Source organism: Tardiphaga sp. P4_G1 (genome assembly GCF_056401215.1).
Genome location: NZ_JBFUJU010000004.1, coordinates 18,574 through 41,551 on the forward strand (window position 1 = coordinate 18,574; position 22,978 = coordinate 41,551).

The following is a 22,978-nucleotide window of genomic DNA, read 5'->3' on the forward strand; positions in this document are numbered from 1 at the left end:
CCGCCTGATCTCGCGGTGAGCATGTGCGAAAAATGTACCGAGCTTGATTTCAAGATTGCAAACTATCGGCGGATGTTAGTGGTCGTCACTGGCCAGCTTGCAAGAGGCGCAATCACCGGGCTGATCGAGCAAATGACGAAGATAACCTCGCTCATCATGAGAGCCGACGGCCGCCGCGCCTGAGGTTCGTGGCCCAGGGTCAGGTGCCGAGCCATGGCGAGAAGGTCAAGCGGGCGGTCGCTCAGACTTTTCTAATTCTGGTTGACTGGAAAGAAGCGCTACCGCTTCCGATAAGAGCGAGACCAGTTCGGGCAAGTCCAGCCGTTCGGCTCGACCGCGCAAAACGTGCAAATCGTTTTTTAGCAGAATCAGTTGCGCGCGGCGCGAAACGCCAGACATGGAAGGCTCCCAGCGTGGGAACCGCCCAGCTTAGCAACGTGGATTTAAAGATCGAATAATTCAGATTCGCGTTCGAGGCATCCAGGATGTCGTCAAAGCTGATATGCGAATAGCTGCGACCTAATCGCTTTCTAGTTGGTAGATCGCGCAAAGCCGTTCCTGCACTTGCGCGAAACGCCTCTCGAGATCTGGACTCTGCCATGGCGAGATCAACGACGGGATCGAGCGAACCAGGCGACAGGCCGCCCGGCGATAGACGCCACTCGCAGATTCAGAACAGGCCAAGCCACTGGCAAGGACTACCGCACCAGCCGTCGGCCGCCCGGATAGCACTTGTAGTCCGGCCCATGCTTTTGTTTGCATGAGGTATGCATTTCGGCCACGAAGAAGGCCGCCATCAGGACTACCAAAATTAAACACGCTATGGCTATTCGCGGGTTCGTCATCGCCGCTCGCAGATTCCAAGTAAGCCACTGAGTTCGGAGAAGCCATATCCCATTCACCCGATGGTGGGGAGCGCGTCACGGGGATTCACCAATTGTAGATCGAAGAGTTCACGTTGTTTAATCCGATGTGTCCTTGAGTCTTGCGACGGTCTCCGTCGTCGAGCAGGTCGATGTGTTGATCGCGCAGGGCCGGGAGGTTGCCGAGCGGCCGCTCAAGTGCATAGCCGCCGTTTTTTTTAAAGTGCATCGTCAATGGCGTAGAAGCAAGCGCACGGGAACTCTTTCAAGTTCAAGGACCTCTGAATTCAGCCGGAGTATTCAATCATGACAGACTTCCATCGGCCCCCGCTGATTTCGCGCACTTTCAGCAGGCCTCATCACACGACGCAGTACATCGAATGCGGCCCGGCTGATGGACCGTTGATGATTTTTCTGCACGGCTGGCCGAGTATCAGTCTGATGTGGCGAGCCCAAATGGACGCGTTCGCCACCGACGGCTGGCGCTGCGTGGCTCCCGATCTACGCGGCTTCGGCGGCTCGTCGGCCCCCGCAGCCCATGATGCATATGCGATCGAGGACGTTGTGGCGGACATGGCGGACCTCCATGACCATCTGGGCGGCGAGCCTGCGATCTGGATCGGCCACGATTGGGGGTGTGTTGTGGTCGGTGAACTGGTCGCGCATCAGCCCGAGCGCAGCCGTGGCGTCGTGCTGACCTCGCTGGCGTATCAACCGGATGGACACGCCCTGCGAACAATTGTCCCACTGGTCGACCGAGCGATCTATTCGCATGAGCAGTATCCCGATGGCCAGTGGGACTACTACCGTTACTACACGAAGCATTTCGAGACGGCGGTCGCCGACCTAGATGCTGATAAGGCGGCATCTCTGGCCTCGATCTTTCGGTCGGGCGATCCCGTCGCCATCGGCAAGGTGGCGCCGCTTGCGGTGGTCACTCGCAACGGAGGACGCTTCGGCAAAACGCACCGCGCCCCGCCGACCAAACCTGACCCGGCTATATGGCCGTCGGCGGACTTCGACGTATTGGTGCAGTCGTTCGAGGCTCGTGGTTTCGCTCCCTCCTGCGCGTGGTACATGAACGACGACGCCGACATCGCCTATGCGCGCGAAGCACCCGATGGCGGCCGCCTTTCGCAGCCAGTGTTGTTCGTCAACGGCGACTTCGATCAGGTCTGCACCATCATCGGAAATCGCCAGGGCGACCCAATGCGCGCGGCCTGCTCGGACCTTACTGTGAGGAGCCTGCCCGGCGGACATTGGCTACCGCTGGAACGCAAGGCAGAACTCGTCCAGGTCATCCGCATCTGGCTCGATAGTAAGAAGCTTTGATGGCGGCGGTTTGAAAGCAGTTTTACTAGGGTGTTTGCCTTCAGCGAGGCCGAGCCTCAACCAGTCGTGCGCCTGGTCGACTGCATCGAACTTGCTCTACGCAATCGTCCAGTCCTTGGCGAATAGATTGTCAATGCAGGTTGGCTTAACGCGTCCGTTTCGTCAGTACCAGCTAAAGGCATGTGTGTGAACGGACGTCTAAGCGGTATTTTCTGGTACGAGCCTTTCGCTTCTTCCACCAGATATACAGTCCCGTGTAAGCGCTGATGGCGAGAGCTAGGCCGATGATCGCGACGAATATGCGATAGGGCAGGCCGAAGACTTTTGCCATATGTAACGACTGCAACCAGCGGCTCACCGTGTCGCCTGAATATTCGCCGGTGGGAATGCGGGTGCCGAGCAGGGCGCCGCTGCGAGCATCGATGAACACGCCGGTCTGGCCGCGATCGTTCTGCACGTCGCGTGAGGTGTTCGCATAGTAGACAAATGCATCGAAGCCGCGATTGTAGAACAGCTGGCTGCGGAAATTGACGGTGAAGCCTTCCTTCGCCGCGAGGTCATCCATGGTCCGGACGGCGATGTCATAGGCCTGTTGCCAGCCAAGCAGCGGCTTGCTCACATCCGCCTTGCGGCGCTCCGGCGCCTTCCTGAATTCGAGGAAGGTGGACATCACAGGCGTGTAGACCTCTTGCCGCAGATTGAGCATGACGCTCGACCACGCAAACAGGAACAGCACGCCCCATAGCCACAGGCCGGAGGCGCGATGGATGTCGTAATGCAGACGATAAGTGCTGGCATTGCGCTTGATCAGCCAGGCCGGCAGCCAGCGCCGCCAGAATGGGGAAATCCGCGGAAATGTCGACACGATGCCGACCAGGCAATTCACCGTCCACACCAGAGCCACGATGCCGAATAACCATTCGCCGTAAGGCTTCGGCAGCGCCAGCGCATAATGGAGGCGGTAGATGAAGCCAATCAGCGTGGTGCGGTCGAACGGTGTCGCGCCGTATTTGCGGATGCCGAGCAGGCGTCCGTCATACGGATCGAAAAATGCCTGATCTGCATCGACCAGCTTCGGATCGCTACGCGTGAGGTTGAAGCGGACCGAACGATCAGCCTCGCGCAGAAACGGAAAGCCGAAGATCTGATAGCCTGGCAGCGCCGCGACGGCCTGCGCATGCAGCTCGAACGGACCCAGCATGGCAGCGGTGCGCCCCTCCGCATCGACGCGCGGCTGCACCACATATTGTTCGGGATTAACGAGGGCCTCGAGCTCCTTCTCGAAGGCAAGCAGGCTCCCGGTCACGCCGGCGATGATGAGAAACACAGCCGTGAACAGGCCCGTCCACTTGTGGATGAAGACTGAGAACGAGATCATGGGCGCCATGCCTCAAGCCGCACGCAGGCCGGGCGTCGAAGTGATCCGGTCCTGCATGCGTTCTTCGTCATGGTTGTCACGTTCCCAGCATGCCTCGCATCAGAAGCGGAACGTGGTCGATGCGAGATAAGTACGCGGTGCGCCGAGATAGATCTGTCTATCCGATGAACTGGTCATCCAGAAGGCGCTGTTGGCGACGTTTTCCACCGCGAACCGCAGCGTAATCGGCTTGCCGTTCCAGGGCGATGCGAATGTGTAGCGCGCGCCAAGATCGAACCGCGTCCAGTTTGGAATCAGGAAGCGGTTAGCGGCATCTGCATAAGCATCGCCGAAATGGATGGCGCGACCTGTGAGAGTCAGGCCATTCACGAATGGCGTATCCCATTCGGTGCCGAGGCTGACCTGCACATCGGGGATGCCGAGCGCGCGCTTGCCGTCATTGGTGCCGTTCTGGGTTCGCTCTTGACGGGCATCCATGAAGGAGGCGCCGCCGAGCAAACGCCAGCCGGGTGTCAGTTCACCGAAGGTGTTGATCTCGACGCCGCGATTGCGGTTAAGGCCGTCGATGGAGAAAATCGGCAGCGGTGTATTCGGGAGCGAAATCTGTGCCGGCTGCGAAATGTCATAGGCAGCCACCGTGGTGGTGAAACGGCCCCAGTCCACCTTCACGCCCATTTCATGCTGCGTCGATTTGTAGGGCGGGAAGATCTGGCCACGGTTCTGGAATGTCGAGTCCACGATCGTGCCCATTTGCAGGCCTTCGATGTAGTTCGCATAGACCGATACATTTTCCAGCGGCTTGACGATGAGCGTAAAGGCCGGCGACCAGGCTGCGGCGCTGTAGCTCGATGTGCTGGCACCAGTGACCGCATCGAAGGCGTCCGCGGCAACTTCCTGCCGGCGGATTCCCGCGGTGAACTGAATGCGCTTGTTCCACACGGACATGGTGTCGGCGATGCCATAGCTGTTCAGCGAGCTGGTGTTGGCTTTAACCACCGCCGCCAGCGGGATCGCCTGGAAGGGGGACGGCGTGGGATTATAGATGTTCGACGTTACCGGCGTGCCATTGGTGCGCGAGCCGTCGATCTGGTTGCTCCACATCGTGGTGTTGAAATTGATCTCGTGCAGCACCGGACCGGTCTCCACCATGGCGCGGAAACCGGCCTGTTCGGTGTGGTTGTGGCGGTCCTGTCGGTTCACGAAGGGCGATGCCGTAGTGTCGCCGCGGGCATTGATGATGGTTGGATTGGAGATGATCGGCGTGATCGCATTGTCGAAGAAGCCGCCGCCGCCATAGATGGTCAGCCAGTCGGTGACGTCGACTTCTGCCTGAAACAGCGCCGCGGTGTTCTCGCCTTTGATGCCGGTCCAGGACGGATTCCAAAAATTGGTTGGCGAGGGCGCGGCCGGCACGCCGGGCAGCGTGGTCGCCAGCGTGTTGCGCGCGCTCAGCCCGCTGCCGTCGAACTGATTGTAGAGAATGTCGGCGGAAACGCGCACGCGCTCACCGCGATAGTCCAGCGCCAGTGCGTGGGATTCATCGCGCAGGCTTTGATTGTCCACCTCGGTCTTGCCGTCGCGGTAGCTGCCATTATAGCGGATGCCGAATTCCTTGTGCTCGCCATAGCGCTGGCCGACATCGAGATGCACGCCGCCCTGGCCGCGCGAGGCGAAGGAGGTGGTGAGTTCGGCGATCGGCTCGTTGCGTGCGCGCTTCATCACGAGATTGATGGCGCCGCTGACGGAGTCGTCCGGCGACTGGCCATTGAGTAGGCCATTGAGGCCCTTGATGACCTCGACGCGCTCGACGGCATCGAGGACGTTGAAATTGTTATTGCCGATCAGGCCGAAATAGCCGTTGAAGCCGACGCTCGAATTGCCGAGCAGGAAGCCGCGGATCACCGGCTGCTCGCGGCCGATATTGCGCGGCAGCGCCGAGCCTACGGAGGGATCGTTCAGCAGAACGTCAGCCAGCGTGCGCGCCTGCGTGTTCTCGACGAACTCCCGCGTATAGGTCRTCTGGTTGAACGGCGTATCCAGCACGCCGCGATTGCCGAGCAGGCCGACCTGACCGCCGGTCGCGACTTGACCACCGGCATAAGTCGTCGTCAATGCGCCGATAGTGCCGCGTCCAGGCACGATATAGGGCACGGGCGCAGTAGCTTGCATCGGCGCTGCCGCACGGCGCGGCACAGCGCGCGTGGCTGATGCGCTGCGCGATGGCGTGACGCGGCGGGTGCTTTGACGTGACGGAGAATCAACTGTGACGGCCGGGAGCACGGTGGACTGGGCGAGAGTCGGGCTCGCCAGATCGATCGACAATGCGAGATAACTCACCGCGCCGAGGCAGACGGTCCGAGCCAGATTATTCACGTTCACGTTCAGGCACCCCAAGTCATCGCCAGCTTCTGCGGCGTTTCCGGAGTGCGGTCTAACCTATTGGAGCTTTCGTCATAGAAAGTGGAACGTAGAAGCAGTCTAAACCTTCGATAGCGTTTCCGTTTGTTGCTGCCATGACACGCCGAAACCCGCGTCGGTTGCAGGAAGTCGCGTGGTTTGATGTGTTCTTTGAACCTCTAAAAAGTCGCAGCGCCAATCGTCGCACCGACTCGGTTCTTCCCCGGCATTTTTGCGGCGATGAAGTCATCGGCCTTCACCCAGCCGGGCGTGCCCACGGCAAACCGAGTTTTGGCGCGCGAGGTAAGGTCGCGGTCAGGTAGCATTGGTACGCTCATCGCTGATCGGCGATGTTCACAGTTTGCATGCGCTGCTTCAATTTTTGCACCTCAAATCTTCGGAAGTGTCGCGAACAACGGCCCGGCGAATGCCCGTTCTCGTCCCCAAAAAGCGGAGGGCAGAATGCGCAAGCTAGCGATCTTCTCTGTGTTCCAGATAATGCGGTCTTGCAAAAGCGTTCCTATTATGTTCTGTCTCCTCGATGGAGGATTTCCATGGACAAAGCGAAGCAGCAGGAACTTATTCGGCTCTGGTGCCAACTTCGAAAGACTCGCGGCCCGTCGGCCGAGGAAATCCGAATCCGGATTCTTGGGAAGTTCGGGGAGCGCAAGGATGCGGACCTTGCCGCCTGAACATTTCAAGCTTGAAATTGAAGGCAAGGCATCGCCGGTCCGATCCCGATGTGATGGCAGAGACTTGAAGTCCGGCATCGTCGGATCGCTGTGGGCGCTTTTTCTCCCATGAAGCTGCCCGTATTGCCGGTGTACTACTATCTCGACCATTTCACTGAGATGCTGTCGTTTGTCGAAACGACGTACGGTTCGGTTTTGGCGGATGAGCATCGTGCGTTCGTCGCGCGATTCAAACGCTTCTCACAGGATGCGCGGTGTCTGCTGATCCGTATGATCAATCGACGCGGTGCGATCTTCAACAGCGGCCACTTCAGATACGAGGAGATCAGCAACCTCGAACGGGCGCTCGCCGATTTGCATGCGGCGGGCCACGCCAGACCGCTGCGCGACGCGGACTATGGGCAGTTCCTGGCGTGCCTTCCTAAGGCTGAATTGTTGAAGGGCGCGAAGGTCGCGGGCTTCTCGGGTGTCCGTACATCCTGGTCGAAACCTAGGGTCATTGATTTCTTCCTGACAGGTGTGCCGTTTTCGACCGCGTTCGAGCATTGCGGCGGACATCGCTTCGTCGCGTTGGACGACACCGGGCCGGTCGAATTTCTGCTCTACCTGTACTTCGGCAAGACCGAGGACGACCTGAAGAACTTCGCCTTGCGCGATCTCGGGATATTGCAAACCAATAAGGCGACTTCGTTCAGCACGCGCTTTGCGGACGGCGATGAGGCGCGGTCATGCTTCCATTACAGTCGGCTGCTCGACAGTCTCGCGACCAAGTCAGTCCATGTCCATCGGCTGGCGGTCGTCGAAATACTTGGCGGCCCTCATTGTCCAAGCGAATACGCCGCCGATCTGCGTGGGCGTGCTGCGTGCCAGGTCGGTCAATTCTTCGAGAAGCTCGGCGAAAGTGAACTCGCGCGTCAACTCTACCGGGTTGGGTTATCCGCGGATTGCCGGGAGCGACTGGTGCGGCTCTCGTATGGAGCAGGGGACAAGGCCGAAGCGGAGGATTTACTTCGCGAGATGATCGACGATCCAGCTAGCGACGAAGAGTTCACGTTTGCATCCGACTTCTACGCGCGCAAGTTCGGCGGGCGAAGGACGGGCGTCTGTACAGAACTGCTGCGCTCGGCAAGCACGATCACGGTCGATGACACATATCGTGGCAGTCCGGAGGCCGGTGTCGCCGGCGTCATGCGGCGCAAGGGTTTTCGCGTGATCTTTGCCGAGAACACGCTCTGGCGATCGCTGTTCGGGCTCCTGTTCTGGGATGAACTCTTTGAATCCGGCCAACTGCACAGCGGCTTCGACTGGTTGCCGCAATGCCTTAAAGACCGCAGATTCTCACGACAGTTCGCAGGACAGATCGAAGATAAGCTTGGAGCAGTCCGATCCGGAAATGCGCTGAAGCAGCTTCTCAAGACGGTTGCTGCGAAATGGGGACGGCCGAATGGCGTGTTCGCGTGGGATCACGTCGATGTCGAGGCACTGCGCCTGCTTCTGACGGGGGCCAGCAATGATGGTCTTGCCGCGATCCTCCGTAAGATGTGCGACGATTTCCGCGCAATGCGCGACGGCTTTCCAGACCTCATGATGGCCAAGGACGGCGAGGTCTCGTTTATCGAGGTGAAGGCGGAGGGCGACGTCATCCGCCGCAATCAATTGACGCGCCTCCGTCAGTTGGCCAACGCCGGAATTCCGGCCGAGATTGGACGCGTCGACTACCGCTTCGACCCCAACCAAGACTATGTCGTTGTCGACATCGAGACCACGGGCGGATGGGCATCATCCGACCGCATCACGGAAATTGGCGCCGTGAGGATCCGCAATCACCAGGTCGTGGGTGAGTGGCATTCATTGCTGAACCCGCAGAGATTGATCCCTTCCAAGATCGTGCAGCTGACCGGTATCACGAACGAAATGGTGCGAGAAGCGCCGCTGTTCGCGGAGGTCGCCGACAGTTTCATGGATTTTATGGGGGACGGCATCTTCGTAGCCCACAACGTCAACTTCGACTATGGATTCTTGAGCAGCGAATTCGGGCGCCTGGAGAAGCGGTTTCGGTTTCCCAAGGTCTGCACGTGCGCTGGAATGCGCAGGCGGTTTCCGGGCCACAAGTCCTACAGCCTGGGCAACCTGTGCAAAGCCTTCGACATCGACCTTAAGGACCATCATCGCGCTCTATCCGATGCCCGGGCCGCCGCTAGCCTACTCAATCTGATGAACGCAAAGAGGCAAGAGTCCGAGATCGAACCGGCCTGTAGCGCGGCAGCGTAGCGCCGCTCGACGTGGCGTCACGATGTTGTAGGTCCGGCCACACAAAACCGACGGAGAACTGGCTTGGAAACGATTGGCCGCGACTTGAACGAGATGCAGCGTGTACCGCTGGCCGACTCCCACGTCGCCGCGCTAAGGGCGGCAGGCAAGATTGCGCATTATCCGGCGGGGAAGGTCGTCGTCCAGCCGGGCGATCCAGTCGATCGTTTCGTCTACATCGAGGATGGAGAGCTTGAGGTGGTGAATTCGTTCACCGGCGAGCGTCACCTCTCGGCGACGTTGGGTCCCGCCCAGTTCATGGGTGAGATCTCCCTGCTGAACGGCGGTGTCTGGTCGATGCCTCTGCGCGCGGTCCGCGAGACGCGGGTCATCGAAGTGCCGCGGGGCGAGATGTTGACGCTGATGTCTCAAATTCCCGAAATGTCAGACATCATCATCACGGTTCTGGCGGCGCGTCGTCGCCGCCAGTTGGACAGTGGATACGGCTCGCTCGTCCTGATCGGCGTCGAAGCCAACCGGGATGTGCGGCGGATCGGCGACTTCGTCAGCCGCAATCGTTTGCCATACTCGTCTCACGCCCTGGGCAGTCGGGAGGCAGAAGATATTGCGTCAGCCTGTGGCGTGGCGCCCAACACCCCGGCGGTCATCTTCGGTCGCGAACAAGTGAGCGAACCCACCCCTGATAAGGTCGGCCGCCTGATGGGCGTCAGCCGCGATCTTCCGGAAGATGAGGCCTTCGACGTATTGATCGTCGGCGCCGGCCCGGCAGGGGTCGCGGCGGGCGTGTACGCCGGTGCCGAGGGATTGCGGGCGCTCGTCGTGGAGGATACCGCGATCGGAGGGCAGGCGGGCACGTCGAGCCGGATCGAGAACTACATGGGATTTCCGACCGGGATTTCCGGCGCTGACCTCGTCTGGCGCGGCGAGGTCCAGGCGATGAAATTCGGCACCCGTTTCGTCATTCCACGACGTGTGGCGAAACTGGAGCCGCTCGGCGACGGTTTCTGTGCCACCTTTGACAACGGCCAACGCGTCCGCAGTGGCGCCGTCGTCATCGCGACCGGAGTTCAGTATCGCCGTCCGCCGATCGACGGGTTGGCTGAGCTTGAGGGAGCCGGCGTCTATTACGCCGCGACGGAGAACGAAGCGCGGTACTGCAAGAACTTGGAGACGGTCGTCATCGGAGGCGGCAACTCCGCGGGCCAGGCGGCGATGTTTCTGTGCCGCTCGGCGAGCCACGTCCGCCTCATCGTCCGAGGGCCGTCCTTGGCGGCGTCGATGTCGAACTATTTGTCCAGCAGGCTTGAGGCCGATCCGGCGATATCGATCGAATACGATACCGAGGTCAAAGCGGTGCGCGGCACGGAAAAGGTGCATGCGGTCACGCTGCGCAATTCTCGCGACGGGACCGATCGCGAGATCTCTGCTTGTTCTGTCTTCGTCATGATCGGAGCAAAGCCGAACACAGCCTGGCTCTCCGACATGGTCGAACTCGACAAAAACGGCTTCGTGCTGACGGGAGCGGAAGCCAACACGGATTCTCCGTATGCCACCTCGCGGCCCGGCATCTTCGCGGTCGGCGATGTCCGTTCCGGATCGGTCAAGAGGGTAGCCTCCTCGGTCGGGGAAGGCTCCGTCGTGATTTCGAAGGTTTGGCAGCATCTCAAGAGCTAGATCGACTCTAGGACGATTGGCCCTTGCATCGTCCGAAACGTTATCGAGTACCGCTTTTCCGGAACGGCCGAGATGCTGTGTTCCCACTCCGTACGCGAGGACCCGGACATCATGTAAATTGAGCGGGCCCGGGCTTCCAAAGTGAAACGCTCCCACTTCGTGGAGACATGCCTCCGGAAGCGCAGCTGCAGTCCGATCCCAGAGAAAGTCCGAAGATGCGGTCGAAGTGCGGCTTATCACGGTGCCAGCCGATCCCGACGCCGACGTCGTATTCCGTGCAGAGCACCTGCTGGATCCGCGTCGACGGACCGCCGAATGCCTCGACGTTCTGGATCACGTCGCTGAGCCATTCCGGAATGGGAGCAGCCTCGGTCAGTCGGCGGAGTGTGTAATCGTAGCTGAAGCCGAAGGAGGCGATCCGGCGCTTGCCTTCGAATTGGCCGAACTGGAATGGCGTCAGGGGCAGGGTGGAGATCTCGTGGATCAACGCCTTTTCGACGTCGAGCGATACGAAGATGTCGGCGTGGCGGAGTCCTACGGGACGGTTAACTCTTTCATTTGCGAATAGGCTGAACTGCTCCGACACCACCGGCTCCTGATCCAATCGGCACCGCGCCAATATGGAGATGGGAAGGCCGAAATGAAGACGCAAGCAGGTTATCCAGCTTGACTGGGCAGGTCAAAGAATCCGGCCTCTCTGGAGGATTTCCCCGCATGACGCGCTCACGCGGTGAGAGGGATACCAAGCCAATCCGAGACGAGAAGCTGCAGCTCACGAGCTGTCTTTGGCTGTTTTGCCATCGCTTACGTCACATCTTCCAGTTTCCCCGCCTTGCACGCGAGGTCTATCGATCATGAACGTTAAGCCAAAACTCGATTGTCCGCATAGCCCTCTGCCACTCGCTAGAGCCATGGGCCGCGCTTCTCCCATGCTGATGCCCGGCAAGTTCGCGGATCGCGGCCAGAGCTGCTCGTTCGGCTTCAGCCATGGGCTCCGACGTGTTGGTAGTCGGTTGCTCGGTCGCCAGACCTTCCAGCAGTCCCCGCGCTTCCTGATCGGTACTGATCGCGGCCACTTTCAAAATCGATCTGCAGTAACGGGCTTTGATGAGGCTTTGCTCATCGCTCGTTGAAGCGAGCTGGCGGTTAAAAACGTTGTTCAAAATGCGCCCCTCGTCGATGGGGTCATAAAACAGGCCAAGGCGGTTTAGTTCCGAAGGAAAAACGCGCAGTCAGTCCAACGTCAGTCGCCAGACAGCTTATACTTCTGCCGAAGCTCCAGTGTCAGCGCTCCGACAGTACGGGCGCACTTAAAGTGGACTAGGCTATCCTCTGTGCTCGTCACTGCGCTCCATCCGGGACCTTCGGAGGTCTTTACCTCGCGGATCTCAACGGAAATGCCCTGCGGACATTCAGGGTGTTCGTCCATGCGCTCGCGAAAAAGCTGCGCCAGTTCGGCTTTGGAAATCGGCTTCTTTGCCATCGGTCCCTGCCTTCTGGCAGTGACCCTAGCAGCAAACGACCGAAGCCGGCGGTATTAGCAGCGCCCCGACGTGAACTCAGTCTTATTTCAGGCTGTAGCGATCCCGCAGCTGCGTTTCTATGCCCGCCACCATACTCGCGAGCTTTGGAAATTGCCGACGCTGACTGGCATTCGTCAGCGCGCTCCAATCCCAGCGGCCGCTTGGGATGATCGCTATGCGGGCGTGGCGGAGGTTCGACCCTGCGAGCTTCTCGTGAAACATCCAGATGAGCTCATCGGCGGTGAGATGTTCTTTGATCATGAAGGGCAGCCTACAGCTTCAGTGCTGGTTCGATCAACTACCGCGAGGCTCCGCTATGAGTGAACAGTCCGCTGTCAGGTTCTGAAGGCTGTGATCAAACGCGCAATCATCGTGCTCGACGCGCTCGGCGACTCTGAGATGAGGTTCCAGAACCAGGGGCAGGTCTGGAACAGGGCAATCAACAATGCTGCAAAGCTCAACGGGATATGTCGCGGGTGCTAGTAGTGGCCTTCGCCCCTATACCGCGCCCACTCTGTCCAGCGCATCACGGCAGCACCTTCGGTTCGACCTTTAAGGCTGTGCGATGTGCCGACGTAGCTGCCGCTGGCAATCCAAACACTTTTTGATTTCTGATCGGTGACGACTTCACACGGCACGCCCCAGACCAATACTGAAAAAGAAGCCACCTAAACCTCGTTTAAAGAATCGACCATGTCACGCGAGCGACTGCACGCACAACGTCGCCTGAGCGGAATATGATCGCCCGGCGACGTTGGCCTGATTACTGGGCCCGCAAAATCCCCAGCTTCCATAGGTGTGAAAGATCGCGCAGAAGGTTCAGCACATTTGGCCAGTCACCAAATAGGTGAGGTGGATTGACGCGGTTCGTCACCGGCTTCGACCGATCAGGCGCAAAACAGGCTGACATCGACGCCAAGGAGCGTGAGGCCACCGGCAAGCTTCAGGAGCTGATCCTGAGCCCGCGCCACCAGGTCAAAGAGATCACTATTGGCGACAAGCGGGACGTGCACTGATCGCGCCTTGCGCACTAGTGCATCGCTGCCGCGCCTCGCTCATCCAGCTTTTGGGCTGCAATGACAACTTCTAGGCGATTTCGAACATGAAGCTTCTGCATCAGCAGTGTCATGTAGTGTTTCACCGTCTTCTCGCTAATGCGGATTGTTAGCGCGATTTCCTTGTTCGTTTTTCCATGAAGGAGGAGTCGAACGATTTGCTGCTCGCGAATGCTCAGTTTCACAGCTTCGGCAGCCCGACGTCGTAATGACGTATCTCGCAACGCTGCGATGACACGGCTGGCAAAATGTTGTGTGATGTAGGTTTCGCCGGAATGCGCAGATGTGATGGCATCGATGAGCTCGCGTGAGCTACTGCCTTTCAATACATAGCCGGTGGCGCCGGAGTCGAGTGCGCGTATTGCTGAATCGACACCCGTCGCGGCGGTGAACGCTATAACCTTGGTCGAAGGCGACGCGCAAATAGCTGCCGACATTGCAGTATAAATATCGCCTGGCATATTCAGGTCGACGACGATGACCTGCGGCGTGTTTCGTGTGCAAATGTCGACCACGTCATTCGCACACACACCTGTAGCAACGACGTCAAATCTACCGGACCGCAGAAGTAGCGACGATATCGCCTCAATCATTAGTGGATGATCATCCACCAAAGCGACGGACATTAAACTCATCACAAGCCTCGAAAAACGCTGACGAATTTCAAATCAAGTAAGACTAATATGTACAAATACGCATGCTGTTTGCATGACCAATGCGATAAACTGCGCACGCTTTAGAGGTGTTGTAAATGTGGAACTTAACTTAGCGTTAAGCACTGCTTTTGTTGATTACAGGTTGCTATTTAAGGTTGTGGACGCCGACGTTCTTGATATGGGAAGCGTTACGGTGACTGTCATACGGTCATCTTGCGGTTCGACGAAGAAGCTGCCGCCAAGCGCCATCACTCTCCTACGAAGGCCCAACAGCCCGAGACGCGCGCCTCTGCCAGACGAAAGTTTCGTGCTGAATTCATTGATCCCGCTGTTGCCTACAATGATCGTCACAGACGATGCATCCTCAACTACTGTCACATGTTGGTCCTGGCCGTCTCCATGCGCATATGCGTTGTTTAGGCATTCCTGAACCACACGAAACACGCATACTTGAACTGATTGTTCTGGGCGAAAAGATAATGGGTCGATCTCGCATGTCACATTGGTCGCCGTGTTTCGTTCATGGCGCCAAACTGCAAGCTTGATTGTCTCGGCGCAGGTGAGCCCATCAAGCTCGGGCAACACGAGGCCGGTTGAGATGTCGCGTAGTTCTTTGAGGATATTAGAAGTTAGGTCTGTAACGTTCGGCAACAATTCACGTGTAGCGTTCGGGTTTGTGTCGGCAAGTTCACTCAATTTAAGTGCCAAAACGCTGGCGAGTTGAATAGGACCATCGTGAAGATCTTGTCCGATTTCTCCTAATAGGCGTTCGTTGGAGTGCATGGCGGCGAGTTTAACGGCCTCGGAACCGCGGCGGAGCTGATCATTCTGCGTTGCAAGTGCTTGAGCCTCGTCAAATCGGTTTTGAAGCGAGAGACGCTGACCGGAAACAATGGCGTTGGCGCGCCATACCGTCACAAACAGTATGATCATCATGGGTGCGGTAACGGCGCCGACAATGCTGGCTGTGGTTACCCTCATCGTCCGTAGTTCAGCGGTGAAACGCGCTCCGCTATTGTATACTTCCCCGACAGCAATGATGTCGCGAGTTCCAGCCCCATAGATTGGTGCGTAGATCTCGATCAGCGGTCGTTCGAATTGCTGTTCTGTCTGATGTTCCGCATCGTCCGTATCCGCAAATCCACCAAAGGCATTACCGGCAAACGCCGCATCCCGTTCGATAGATGGAAATTTCTGCCCGATGAGCCGCTTGTCGGTTGCATAAGCCAACGTACCATCTCGTAACCAGATTTTTAGCGCCTTGGTGCGCTCACCCATGGTTGTCTTAAGCAGATTGTCCAGCGTTAGTGACGTGTTTGAAGTTAGCGTCGAGGACGTTGCCAGCTCCTGGAGGGAGGGGCCAAGGAATACGTCGACCAGAATCGCGCCTTCCTCCGCTGCCGTTTCCATCATGCTCGTCTCAAGCTGGCGAGAGATGAAATACGCGAGCAACGTCATGGAAATGACGATCGTCAGCGTGGCGGCAATGAAGAATTGTCGAAAGAGGTTTGATTTGTGACCGATATCGAGTCGGTGCCAGATCATATCGGGGTTCCGCTTTAATTAATCGAGTTACTGAAATCGCATTTAATTGTTTGATAGTCGGAATGAGAAAATCGACGGGTAGTGGCGGATAAAGTCAGATTCGTCAAAGTTGTCTAAAAGCGATCACTAAGCGAACGCATCAGAATTGGGGCCGTCGCATCTTATCCTTCCGTCGGACCGCGAACTATTCCACGTAAAGCTAACTCGGCGACGGTTGGCCCCGATACAAATCCAAATACCGATCATTGGACGGCGGACGCACCGATCCAGAACGCGTTCCTGCCCACAATGGTCATTGAATGTTGTCGCGCAACCGACACAAAGGTCGTCAGACCAAGGTCCGATCGTGATTGGTCTTCAGTCCGAGTCCCGCTCGGACCTTATCCCCTGAGCAAGCGAATAGGCCGGCCCTAGCGTGAGATCTGACGCGAGAAGGGCCAGCCATGACCACCAGCTTGATTGTGACCTCCGTTCAAACATCGACAACTGTCGGGCGGAATAGTCGCAGACGGGCTTAAGGGTAAAACGACTTACATAGGGAGAGCATTATGGCCAATTATATCAAGAGCGATCTGGAATTCATTCTAGAGCAGATCAAGATCGCCGAAAAGCACGCCGCCTATGTTGCCAACCCGAATGATCCGAACGCTGCCCCGCTCTACGGTGTAGGCGATGCCGGTCAGGTTGGCTCGGTTCCGGCCTATACGCTGAGCCTTGGGCTGCGCACCGTCGACGGCTCTTACAACAACCTGTTGCCGGGCCAGGAACATTGGGGCGCGGCCGATTTGCCATTCCCCGAATTGCTCGATCCGGTGTTTCGGCCGGCCCAAAACGTCCCGCCCGGCTTTGGCCCCCCAATGCCGACCAATTACAATCCCTCCAACAATCCTGGCTCTATGGTCTTCGACTCCAGCCTGCGCACGATCTCCAACTTGATCGTCGACCAGACCCTGGGCAATCCGGCCGCCATCATCAAGGGTCTGCAGGTTGGCGGCCTCGTGGCCGCGGACCTCACCAACGTGGCCCTCGTGCAGGCCATTTACGCGGTTTACAAGCCGGTCTCCAATGCGGAATACCAATCACGAGTTGTTATGGATAATGCCAAAGCAGCGGCAAATGCCCTGAGCGATGGCAATCCGGCCACGCCTCCGACTCCCGCCGAGCAGAATGCAATAGATGTGCTGGCAGCGGCGACTGCCGCGCACGATGTCGCTGTTGCCAATCTCGAAGCCGCGAGCATCGTTCGCGATGCGGCGCTTGAGCCGTTCGGCATCGCCATGGATGGCGATAACGTCATGGTCACCAACGTTGCACCTGACGCGGGCCTGTCGGCCCCGTTCAATTCTTGGTTCACCCTGTTCGGCCAGTTCTTCGATCACGGCCTTGATCTCGTGAACAAGGGCGGCAGTGGCACGGTGTTCGTTCCACTGCAGCCGGATGACCCGCTTTATGTGGCGGGCAGCCCGACCAATTTCATGGTGCTGACACGCGCTACGGTTGGCCCCGGTGCCGATGGCATTATGGGAACGGCCGACGACACTCGCCCGGTCAACACCACAACGCCCTTCGTTGACCAAAATCAGACCTATACCTCGCACGCTTCGCATCAGGTTTTCCTGCGGCAGTACGCGATGGGTGTCGATGGGAAGCCACACGCTACTGGTAATCTCATTGAAGGCGGCGGCGCAGAGCCGGGCGGCATGGCCACTTGGGGCGAGGTCAAGGAACAGGCCAAGATGCTTGGCATCCTCCTAACCGACCAGGATGTTGGCGCTGTGCCACTCCTCCGCACCGACGCCTACGGCAACTTCATCCCCAATGCCGCCGGTTTTGCCCAGATAATCACCGGCGTCGGCGCCGATGGAGTTCCCAATACTGCCGATGACATCGTCATCTCCGGCACCTTTGCCGCCCCGGTCGGACTCGCCAGCGCAATCCGCATCAATGCGGCATTCCTGGCAGATATTGCCCATGACGCGGTGCCAAATGGCATTGCGGACGGCGACATCGAAATCGGCCTGCTGAACCCCGGCAACAACCCGGCGGTCTATGACAACGAACTGCTCGATGCGCATTTCATCGCCGGCGACGGCCGCGTCAACGAGAATATCGGCCTAACTGCCGTGCATCACATTTTCCATTCCGAGCACAACCGTCTGGTTGAGCACACCAAGGAAATCGTGCTCGCCAGCAAGGACATTGCCTTTATCAACGAGTGGCTGGACATCGATCTCACGCAAGCGCAGGTCAACGCCATCCCGACGAACCCGACCGCCCTTGCAGCCTATGCCGCCACCTTGACCTGGGACGGCGAGCGCTTGTTCCAGGCAGCCAAGTTCGGCACCGAAATGCAATATCAGCATACGGTGTTCGAGGATTTTGCCCGCAAGATCCAACCCAATATCGACTTCTTCGTGGTTCCCGACGGGTATCACGCGGACATCAACCCGGCCATCGTTGCTGAGTTCGCCCATGTGGTTTACCGCTTCGGCCACTCCATGCTGACCGAGCAGATCGACCGGCTGGATGCTTCATTCACCAATGATCAGATCAGCCTGATCGAGGGCTTTCTCAACCCGATCGAGTTCGATACGGGCCACACCGTCGCCGACAACATCGCCGCTGGTGATATCATCCGCGGAATGACACGCCAGGTTGGCAATGAAATCGACGAGTTCGTCACCAGTGCACTGCGCAACAATCTGCTGGGGCTACCGCTCGATCTGGCCACAATCAATCTCGCGCGCGGCCGGGATGCAGGCGTTCCTTCGCTAAATGCGGCTCGCCGCGAGTTCTTCGAGGCAAGTTCGCACGCCCCAGAACTCAAGCCCTACGATAGCTGGGTGGAGTTTGCCGGCAATCTCAAGAATGAAGCCTCGGTCATTAACTTCATGGCCGCCTATGGCCTGCACAGCTCGATTACTGGCGAGGCAACGATTGAAGGTAAGCGCGCCGCGGCGATGGCCATCATCTTTGGCACGCCGCAGTCTATCATCGATGACCCGGCGACTGCGGTGAACGAAGCCCGCACGATCGGCGTGCCGGCTGACGCGGAGGATTTCTTGAACGGCACCGGCGCGTGGGCCAGCTTGCCCAGCGGTGTCACGATCACCGGCCTCGACAACATCGACCTGTGGATTGGTGGTCTTGCCGAAAAGATCCTGCCGTTTGGCGGCATGCTTGGCTCGACTTTCAACTTTGTATTCGAAGTACAGCTCGAGCAACTGCAGGACGGCGACCGGTTCTATTATCTGCAGCGCCTGGATGGCATGCATTTCCTGTCGGAAATGGAAAACAACACCTTCGCCAAAATCATCAGCCTCAACGCCGACGCGGGCCACTTGCCCTCCGACGTCTTCTCGACGCCCGGCCTCATTCTGGAGATCGACCGGACCAAACAATGGAATCCCGGCCTCGGTGAAACTGCTGGCTTGGACGGCATCCTACTGGATGATCCGAACACCGCGATCGACGAATCCGCCGACAACCTCGGTAACGATCCGACCGGCGGCAGCATTCTCACCCCGCTGGTTATTCGTAATAACCCCGGCACGGTTGGCCCAGATTCGAACTACCTGAAATATACCGGCATTGAACACGTTTTGCTCGGTGGCACCAATGGCAACGACATCCTGATCGGCAGCGAAGGCGACGATACGCTCTATGCTGACGGCGGCAATGATCGGCTCGAAGGCGGCGCCGGAAACGACTCCTACTTCGGCGGCGACGGCGACGACATCATCACCGATCTGTTCGGCGACGACATTATCCGGTCCGGCGCAGGACACGATGCGATCAATGCTGGCGCCGGCGTCGATTTGATCGTCGGCGACGCGGGGCAGGACTTCATCGTCCTGGGTGCCGATATGCTTGACGAGGCTTTTGGCGGGGTCGGCAACGACTTCGTGCTAGGCAGCAAGACCACCGAGCAGACGCTTGGTGGCGAAGGCGACGACTGGATCGAAGTCGGCGCCTGGACCGGTGCGGTCGGCGATAACTTCGACGACCAGTTCCAGGCCGACGCGGTCAAGGGTCACGACGTGTTCCATGGCGATGGCGGCTTCGACGAGTTCATCGGCGAAGGCGGCGACGATATCTGGTTCGGCAGCCTTGGCCGCGGCAAGTTCGACGGCATGTCCGGCTACGACTGGACGACCTACGGCGACATGAACTTCGCCGTGGATGTCGATCTCGCCCGGCAGATACTTCCCGGCGTCCCGGTCCTTCCAGCTAATGTGGCACTGGATACATTCACCCAGGTGGAAGGTGCTTCGGGCTCGACCAAGGATGACGTGATCCGCGGTACCGACGTCACCGCCGCGGATGTGCCGACCGAAGGCTTCCGCGGCAGTGCCCTGGATGCCGAGGGCATAGCCCTTATCCAGGGTCTGCAGCAGCTGCTAGTTGGCGCCGGGGCAGCCTCGTTCGATGCCCAGGGCAGCTTTGTCGGGGGCAACATCCTCCTCGGCGGTGCCGGCAGCGACCTCATCGAAGGCCGTGGCGGCGACGACATCCTCGATGGCGACCAGTGGCTGAGGGTCCGCATCGCGGTCATGTCCAGCTTCGACGCCAATGGTCCGACCGGCAACACAGTCCTGAGCTACCATGACTCGATGACGACGCTGGTCTCTTCGGTTCTGTCCGGCACAGTCAATCCCGGCCAGCTCAAAATCGTCCGCGACATCGTCTCGGCCACTGGAGTTGGCGATACCGACACCGCCGTCTTCTCCGATATCCGGGCAAACTACACGATCACGGGTAATGCGGATGGCAGTATCCGGGTGGAGCATCTGATTCCAGATGGGGCAGGTGGGTTCACACCCGGCGGTCTGGATGGCATCGATGTCCTCCGCAACATGGAGCGCCTGCGCTTCTCCGACGTGGAAATAGACGCGCCGCGTCCGCCCACTGACATCCAGTGGAACGGTGTCACGCCGGGCAACACAACGCTCCCCGGGAACGGCACGATTGCAACCCTGAGCGCAGTCGATCCCAATGGTGCAGGTACCTTCACCTACGCCTTGCTGGCCGGGAGCAGCGCAGGCTTTACGGTGAGCAACGGCGGCACGGTGGCGCGCACCGGCGGCACCATGGGCACGAACGCCACTTACACGCTCAATGTCCGTGTCACGGACGACACCGGGTTGACCCGTGTCGAGACCTTCACGATCAGAACCGGATCGAACGCCAACGATACAATCGCCATAACGCTTACGAACGATCACATCATCTATGGAGGCGCAGCTGGCAACGACACCCTGAGCGGCAATATCGGCAACGATACGATATTCGGCCAAACCGGCAACGACACCCTGAACGGCAACGGTGGCAATGACACGCTGCTCGGCCAGGACGGCACCGACACACTGAACGGCGGCATCGGCAACGACACCCTGACCGGTGGCGACGGCAACGATATCGTCAACGGCGGTGCCGGCAACGATACCATCCGCTACACATTCGGCGACGACACCGACACCGTGGACGGCGGCGCAGATATCGACGCGCTGGAAATCACCGGGACTGGCGGTGGTGAGACGCTCGACGTGACCTTCAACGGCACGGCGCTTACCCTATTCGAGGGCGGCACCATTGCCGGCGTTGAATCGGTTACGGCCGACCTGGCCGGTGGCACCGATACCCTGATCTACACGTCGGCGGGTCCCGTCACGGTGGATCTCAACAACGGCGCGGCATCGGGCTTCTCGTTCGTGTCGGGCATCGAAAACGTCACCGGCGGCGCCGGTAACGATACGATCACCGGCGACGGCAATGCCAATACCCTGCTGGGTCTTGGCGGTACCGACACCATCGAGGGCGGTGGGGGCAACGATGCCATCAACGGCGGAGCGGCCAACGATGCGATCCGTGGTGGTTCAGGCGCCGACACGATCACCCAGCTCAGCACCGACGGCCGCGATATCATCGATGGTGGCACGACCGCGATAACCGCCGGACGGGATACATCCTCGGACACCTACGTGCTCACTGGTGTTGCCGCTGCCGAAGCCTTCCGTATCTATACAAGGGCGGCATGGGGTGCTGTGGCGGGCAATAACCTTGCCTCGCTCGCTGCTGGCACTGAAATCGTGATCACACGCAACGGCACGAACAATGCCTCGGTCATTGCCGAACTCGACAACATCGAGGAAATCCAGATCAACACCACCAACGTCACCGCCAATGACGGCGGCGGCCTGAACGGCGGTGCATCGAGCGGCGACACGATCACGGTGATCGGCGACTTCAACCTGCCGAACACCAGCCTCAACTTCAGCACCATCACCATCGACGGTAATGTCGGCGACGACACCGTGGATATCACCGCCCTGAGTTCGGCGCATCGCATCGTGTTCCGCTCCAATGGGGGCCACGACACCATCATTGGAACTCTGCGTCCGCAGGATGTGATCGAACTGCCTGCAGGTACGACGGCCGCCGACTACGATGAGACGGTTACGAACGGCGTAACGACCCTAACTAACGGTGCCCACAGCATCAGCTACGTCGCAGCCGGCGCTGGCCCTCAGGTGGGTTCCGGCGATCACGACGATGATTGTGGTGGCGAAGACGAAGACAACGAGGAAGCCGGGAATGCTGTCCCGTCAACCGGCGCAGTCCGAACCGGAACCCCGCAGATGGACGTGCTAGTCGGAACGGCAAGCGACGACAACATCATTGCATTCGATGGTGATGACGTCGTGATCGGCAATGCTGGAGCCGATGCGATTTCGGCGGGCGACGGTGCCGACTTCGTCAACAGCGGCGACGGCCGGGACGTGATCTTCGCCGGCAACGGCGACGATCAGGTGTTCGGGGGTAATCAGGCCGACATTATCTACGGCGAATCCGGAGCAGACCGTATCCTGGGTGAAGCAGGCAACGATCTGATCAATGGCGGCGCCGGAGCAGACACGGTGTTCGGCGGTGCCGGCGACGACCTGATCGTGGCGGAGGTGGCTGACGGCGACGATGTCTATTTCGGTGACGATAGTGAAGGCGGGACGGGGATAGATACCCTCAATATGTCGGCGATCACCGCCAACATCACCGTCAATCTGGGCTCCGGCCCGGCCGCCTTTGCCAATGGAAGCGTATCAAGCTCGCAGACCGGTAATGACACGATCTGGGGCATTGAGAACGTTTCAACCGGATCCGGGAACGATGTCATCATTGCGAGTAATGCCGTCAACGTGATGAACGGCGGTCTAGGTAATGACACGTTCACATTCACATCCGCGTCGGCTACGAACGGCGACACCATCCTCGGATTCCAGCCGGGCGACCGGATCGACCTCACCGGCATCGATGCCAATATGACTGCAACTGGCGATCAGGCTTTCGAGCTGATCAATGGTGCCGCGTTCAGTGCCGCGGGCCAACTGGCTGTCAGCTTCGTGTCTCGAGATGACGGTGACTTCACAATCGTGCAGGGCAACATCGATGGAAACACGGACGCCGATTTCAAGATCGAAATCGCTGGGCATCAGCAGCTGACGGCGGCCAACGTCGGGCTCTAGTCTGCAAGATCGGGAGCGGTGGATCGTTGATCCACTGCTCCCAAACTCGTCCTCTTGAGTTTGAAATCCGGG

At 59.0% G+C, this 22,978-nt stretch carries 15 protein-coding genes; 6 read left to right on the forward strand and 9 right to left on the reverse strand.

What is annotated here, in order from left to right; all coding sequences use genetic code 11:
• Nucleotides 1–225: 225 nt before the first annotated feature.
• Nucleotides 226–399: a hypothetical protein gene (locus tag AC1DUY_RS10555; protein ID WP_478114104.1), complete on the reverse strand. Its 174-nt coding sequence runs from the start codon at nucleotides 397–399 to the stop codon at nucleotides 226–228.
• 770 nt (nucleotides 400–1,169) lie between these two features.
• Between AC1DUY_RS10555 and AC1DUY_RS10560 the strand changes: the two genes are divergently transcribed.
• Nucleotides 1,170–2,195 (forward strand): alpha/beta fold hydrolase, encoded by a 1,026-nt coding sequence (locus AC1DUY_RS10560; RefSeq protein ID WP_478114106.1) that lies wholly within the window; start codon nucleotides 1,170–1,172, stop codon nucleotides 2,193–2,195.
• Between the two features lie 172 nt (nucleotides 2,196–2,367).
• Here the strand turns inward: AC1DUY_RS10560 and AC1DUY_RS10565 are convergent, their stop codons facing one another.
• Together AC1DUY_RS10565 and AC1DUY_RS10570 are read right to left on the reverse strand one after the other, a co-directional pair.
• Nucleotides 2,368–3,573 (reverse strand): PepSY-associated TM helix domain-containing protein, encoded by a 1,206-nt coding sequence (locus tag AC1DUY_RS10565; protein WP_478114108.1) that lies wholly within the window; start codon nucleotides 3,571–3,573, stop codon nucleotides 2,368–2,370.
• A gap of 99 nt (nucleotides 3,574–3,672) precedes the next feature.
• Nucleotides 3,673–5,952, reverse strand: coding sequence for a TonB-dependent receptor (locus AC1DUY_RS10570; RefSeq protein WP_478114110.1), 2,280 nt, complete (start codon nucleotides 5,950–5,952; stop codon nucleotides 3,673–3,675).
• A gap of 572 nt (nucleotides 5,953–6,524) precedes the next feature.
• Here AC1DUY_RS10570 and AC1DUY_RS10575 point away from each other — a divergent pair.
• The 3 genes from AC1DUY_RS10575 to AC1DUY_RS10585 all read left to right on the forward strand — a co-directional run bounded on the left by AC1DUY_RS10575 (nucleotide 6,525) and on the right by AC1DUY_RS10585 (nucleotide 10,607).
• Nucleotides 6,525–6,662 carry a hypothetical protein gene (locus tag AC1DUY_RS10575; RefSeq protein ID WP_478114112.1) on the forward strand — a complete coding sequence of 46 codons (138 nt, stop codon included), beginning with the start codon at nucleotides 6,525–6,527 and terminating at the stop codon, nucleotides 6,660–6,662.
• A 108-nt stretch (nucleotides 6,663–6,770) separates the two neighbouring features.
• Entirely contained in the window at nucleotides 6,771–8,933 is a 2,163-nt protein-coding gene (locus tag AC1DUY_RS10580; RefSeq protein ID WP_478114114.1) for an exonuclease domain-containing protein, read from the forward strand.
• 63 nt (nucleotides 8,934–8,996) lie between these two features.
• Complete coding sequence (locus AC1DUY_RS10585) at nucleotides 8,997–10,607, forward strand: FAD-dependent oxidoreductase (protein ID WP_478114116.1); 1,611 nt, start codon at nucleotides 8,997–8,999, stop codon at nucleotides 10,605–10,607.
• A 109-nt stretch (nucleotides 10,608–10,716) separates the two neighbouring features.
• Here AC1DUY_RS10585 and AC1DUY_RS10590 read toward each other — a convergent pair whose 3' ends face one another.
• From AC1DUY_RS10590 to AC1DUY_RS10605, 4 genes are all read right to left on the reverse strand, one after another.
• Nucleotides 10,717–11,193 carry a 2OG-Fe(II) oxygenase family protein gene (locus tag AC1DUY_RS10590; RefSeq protein WP_478114118.1) on the reverse strand — a complete coding sequence of 159 codons (477 nt, stop codon included), beginning with the start codon at nucleotides 11,191–11,193 and terminating at the stop codon, nucleotides 10,717–10,719.
• Between the two features lie 259 nt (nucleotides 11,194–11,452).
• A complete protein-coding gene (locus tag AC1DUY_RS10595) occupies nucleotides 11,453–11,770 on the reverse strand; it encodes a hypothetical protein (protein WP_478114120.1) in 318 nt (105 codons plus the stop codon).
• Between the two features lie 80 nt (nucleotides 11,771–11,850).
• Nucleotides 11,851–12,090, reverse strand: a complete 240-nt coding sequence (locus tag AC1DUY_RS10600) for a hypothetical protein (protein ID WP_478114122.1) — start codon at nucleotides 12,088–12,090, stop codon at nucleotides 11,851–11,853.
• An 82-nt stretch (nucleotides 12,091–12,172) separates the two neighbouring features.
• Complete coding sequence (locus AC1DUY_RS10605) at nucleotides 12,173–12,391, reverse strand: hypothetical protein (RefSeq protein ID WP_089261481.1); 219 nt, start codon at nucleotides 12,389–12,391, stop codon at nucleotides 12,173–12,175.
• Between the two features lie 596 nt (nucleotides 12,392–12,987).
• On the opposite strand from AC1DUY_RS10605, the gene AC1DUY_RS10610 reads away from it, so the two are divergent.
• Entirely contained in the window at nucleotides 12,988–13,146 is a 159-nt protein-coding gene (locus tag AC1DUY_RS10610) for a hypothetical protein (protein WP_478114124.1), read from the forward strand.
• 14 nt (nucleotides 13,147–13,160) lie between these two features.
• On the opposite strand, the gene AC1DUY_RS10615 is transcribed toward AC1DUY_RS10610, so the two are convergent.
• Together AC1DUY_RS10615 and AC1DUY_RS10620 are read right to left on the reverse strand one after the other, a co-directional pair.
• Complete coding sequence (locus AC1DUY_RS10615) at nucleotides 13,161–13,811, reverse strand: response regulator transcription factor (RefSeq protein ID WP_349636603.1); 651 nt, start codon at nucleotides 13,809–13,811, stop codon at nucleotides 13,161–13,163.
• Nucleotides 13,812–13,976: 165 nt separating this feature from the next.
• A complete protein-coding gene (locus AC1DUY_RS10620) occupies nucleotides 13,977–15,386 on the reverse strand; it encodes a sensor histidine kinase (protein WP_478114127.1) in 1,410 nt (469 codons plus the stop codon).
• A gap of 548 nt (nucleotides 15,387–15,934) precedes the next feature.
• Between AC1DUY_RS10620 and AC1DUY_RS10625 the strand changes: the two genes are divergently transcribed.
• Nucleotides 15,935–22,906 (forward strand): peroxidase family protein, encoded by a 6,972-nt coding sequence (locus AC1DUY_RS10625; protein WP_478114129.1) that lies wholly within the window; start codon nucleotides 15,935–15,937, stop codon nucleotides 22,904–22,906.
• Nucleotides 22,907–22,978 lie beyond the last annotated feature (72 nt).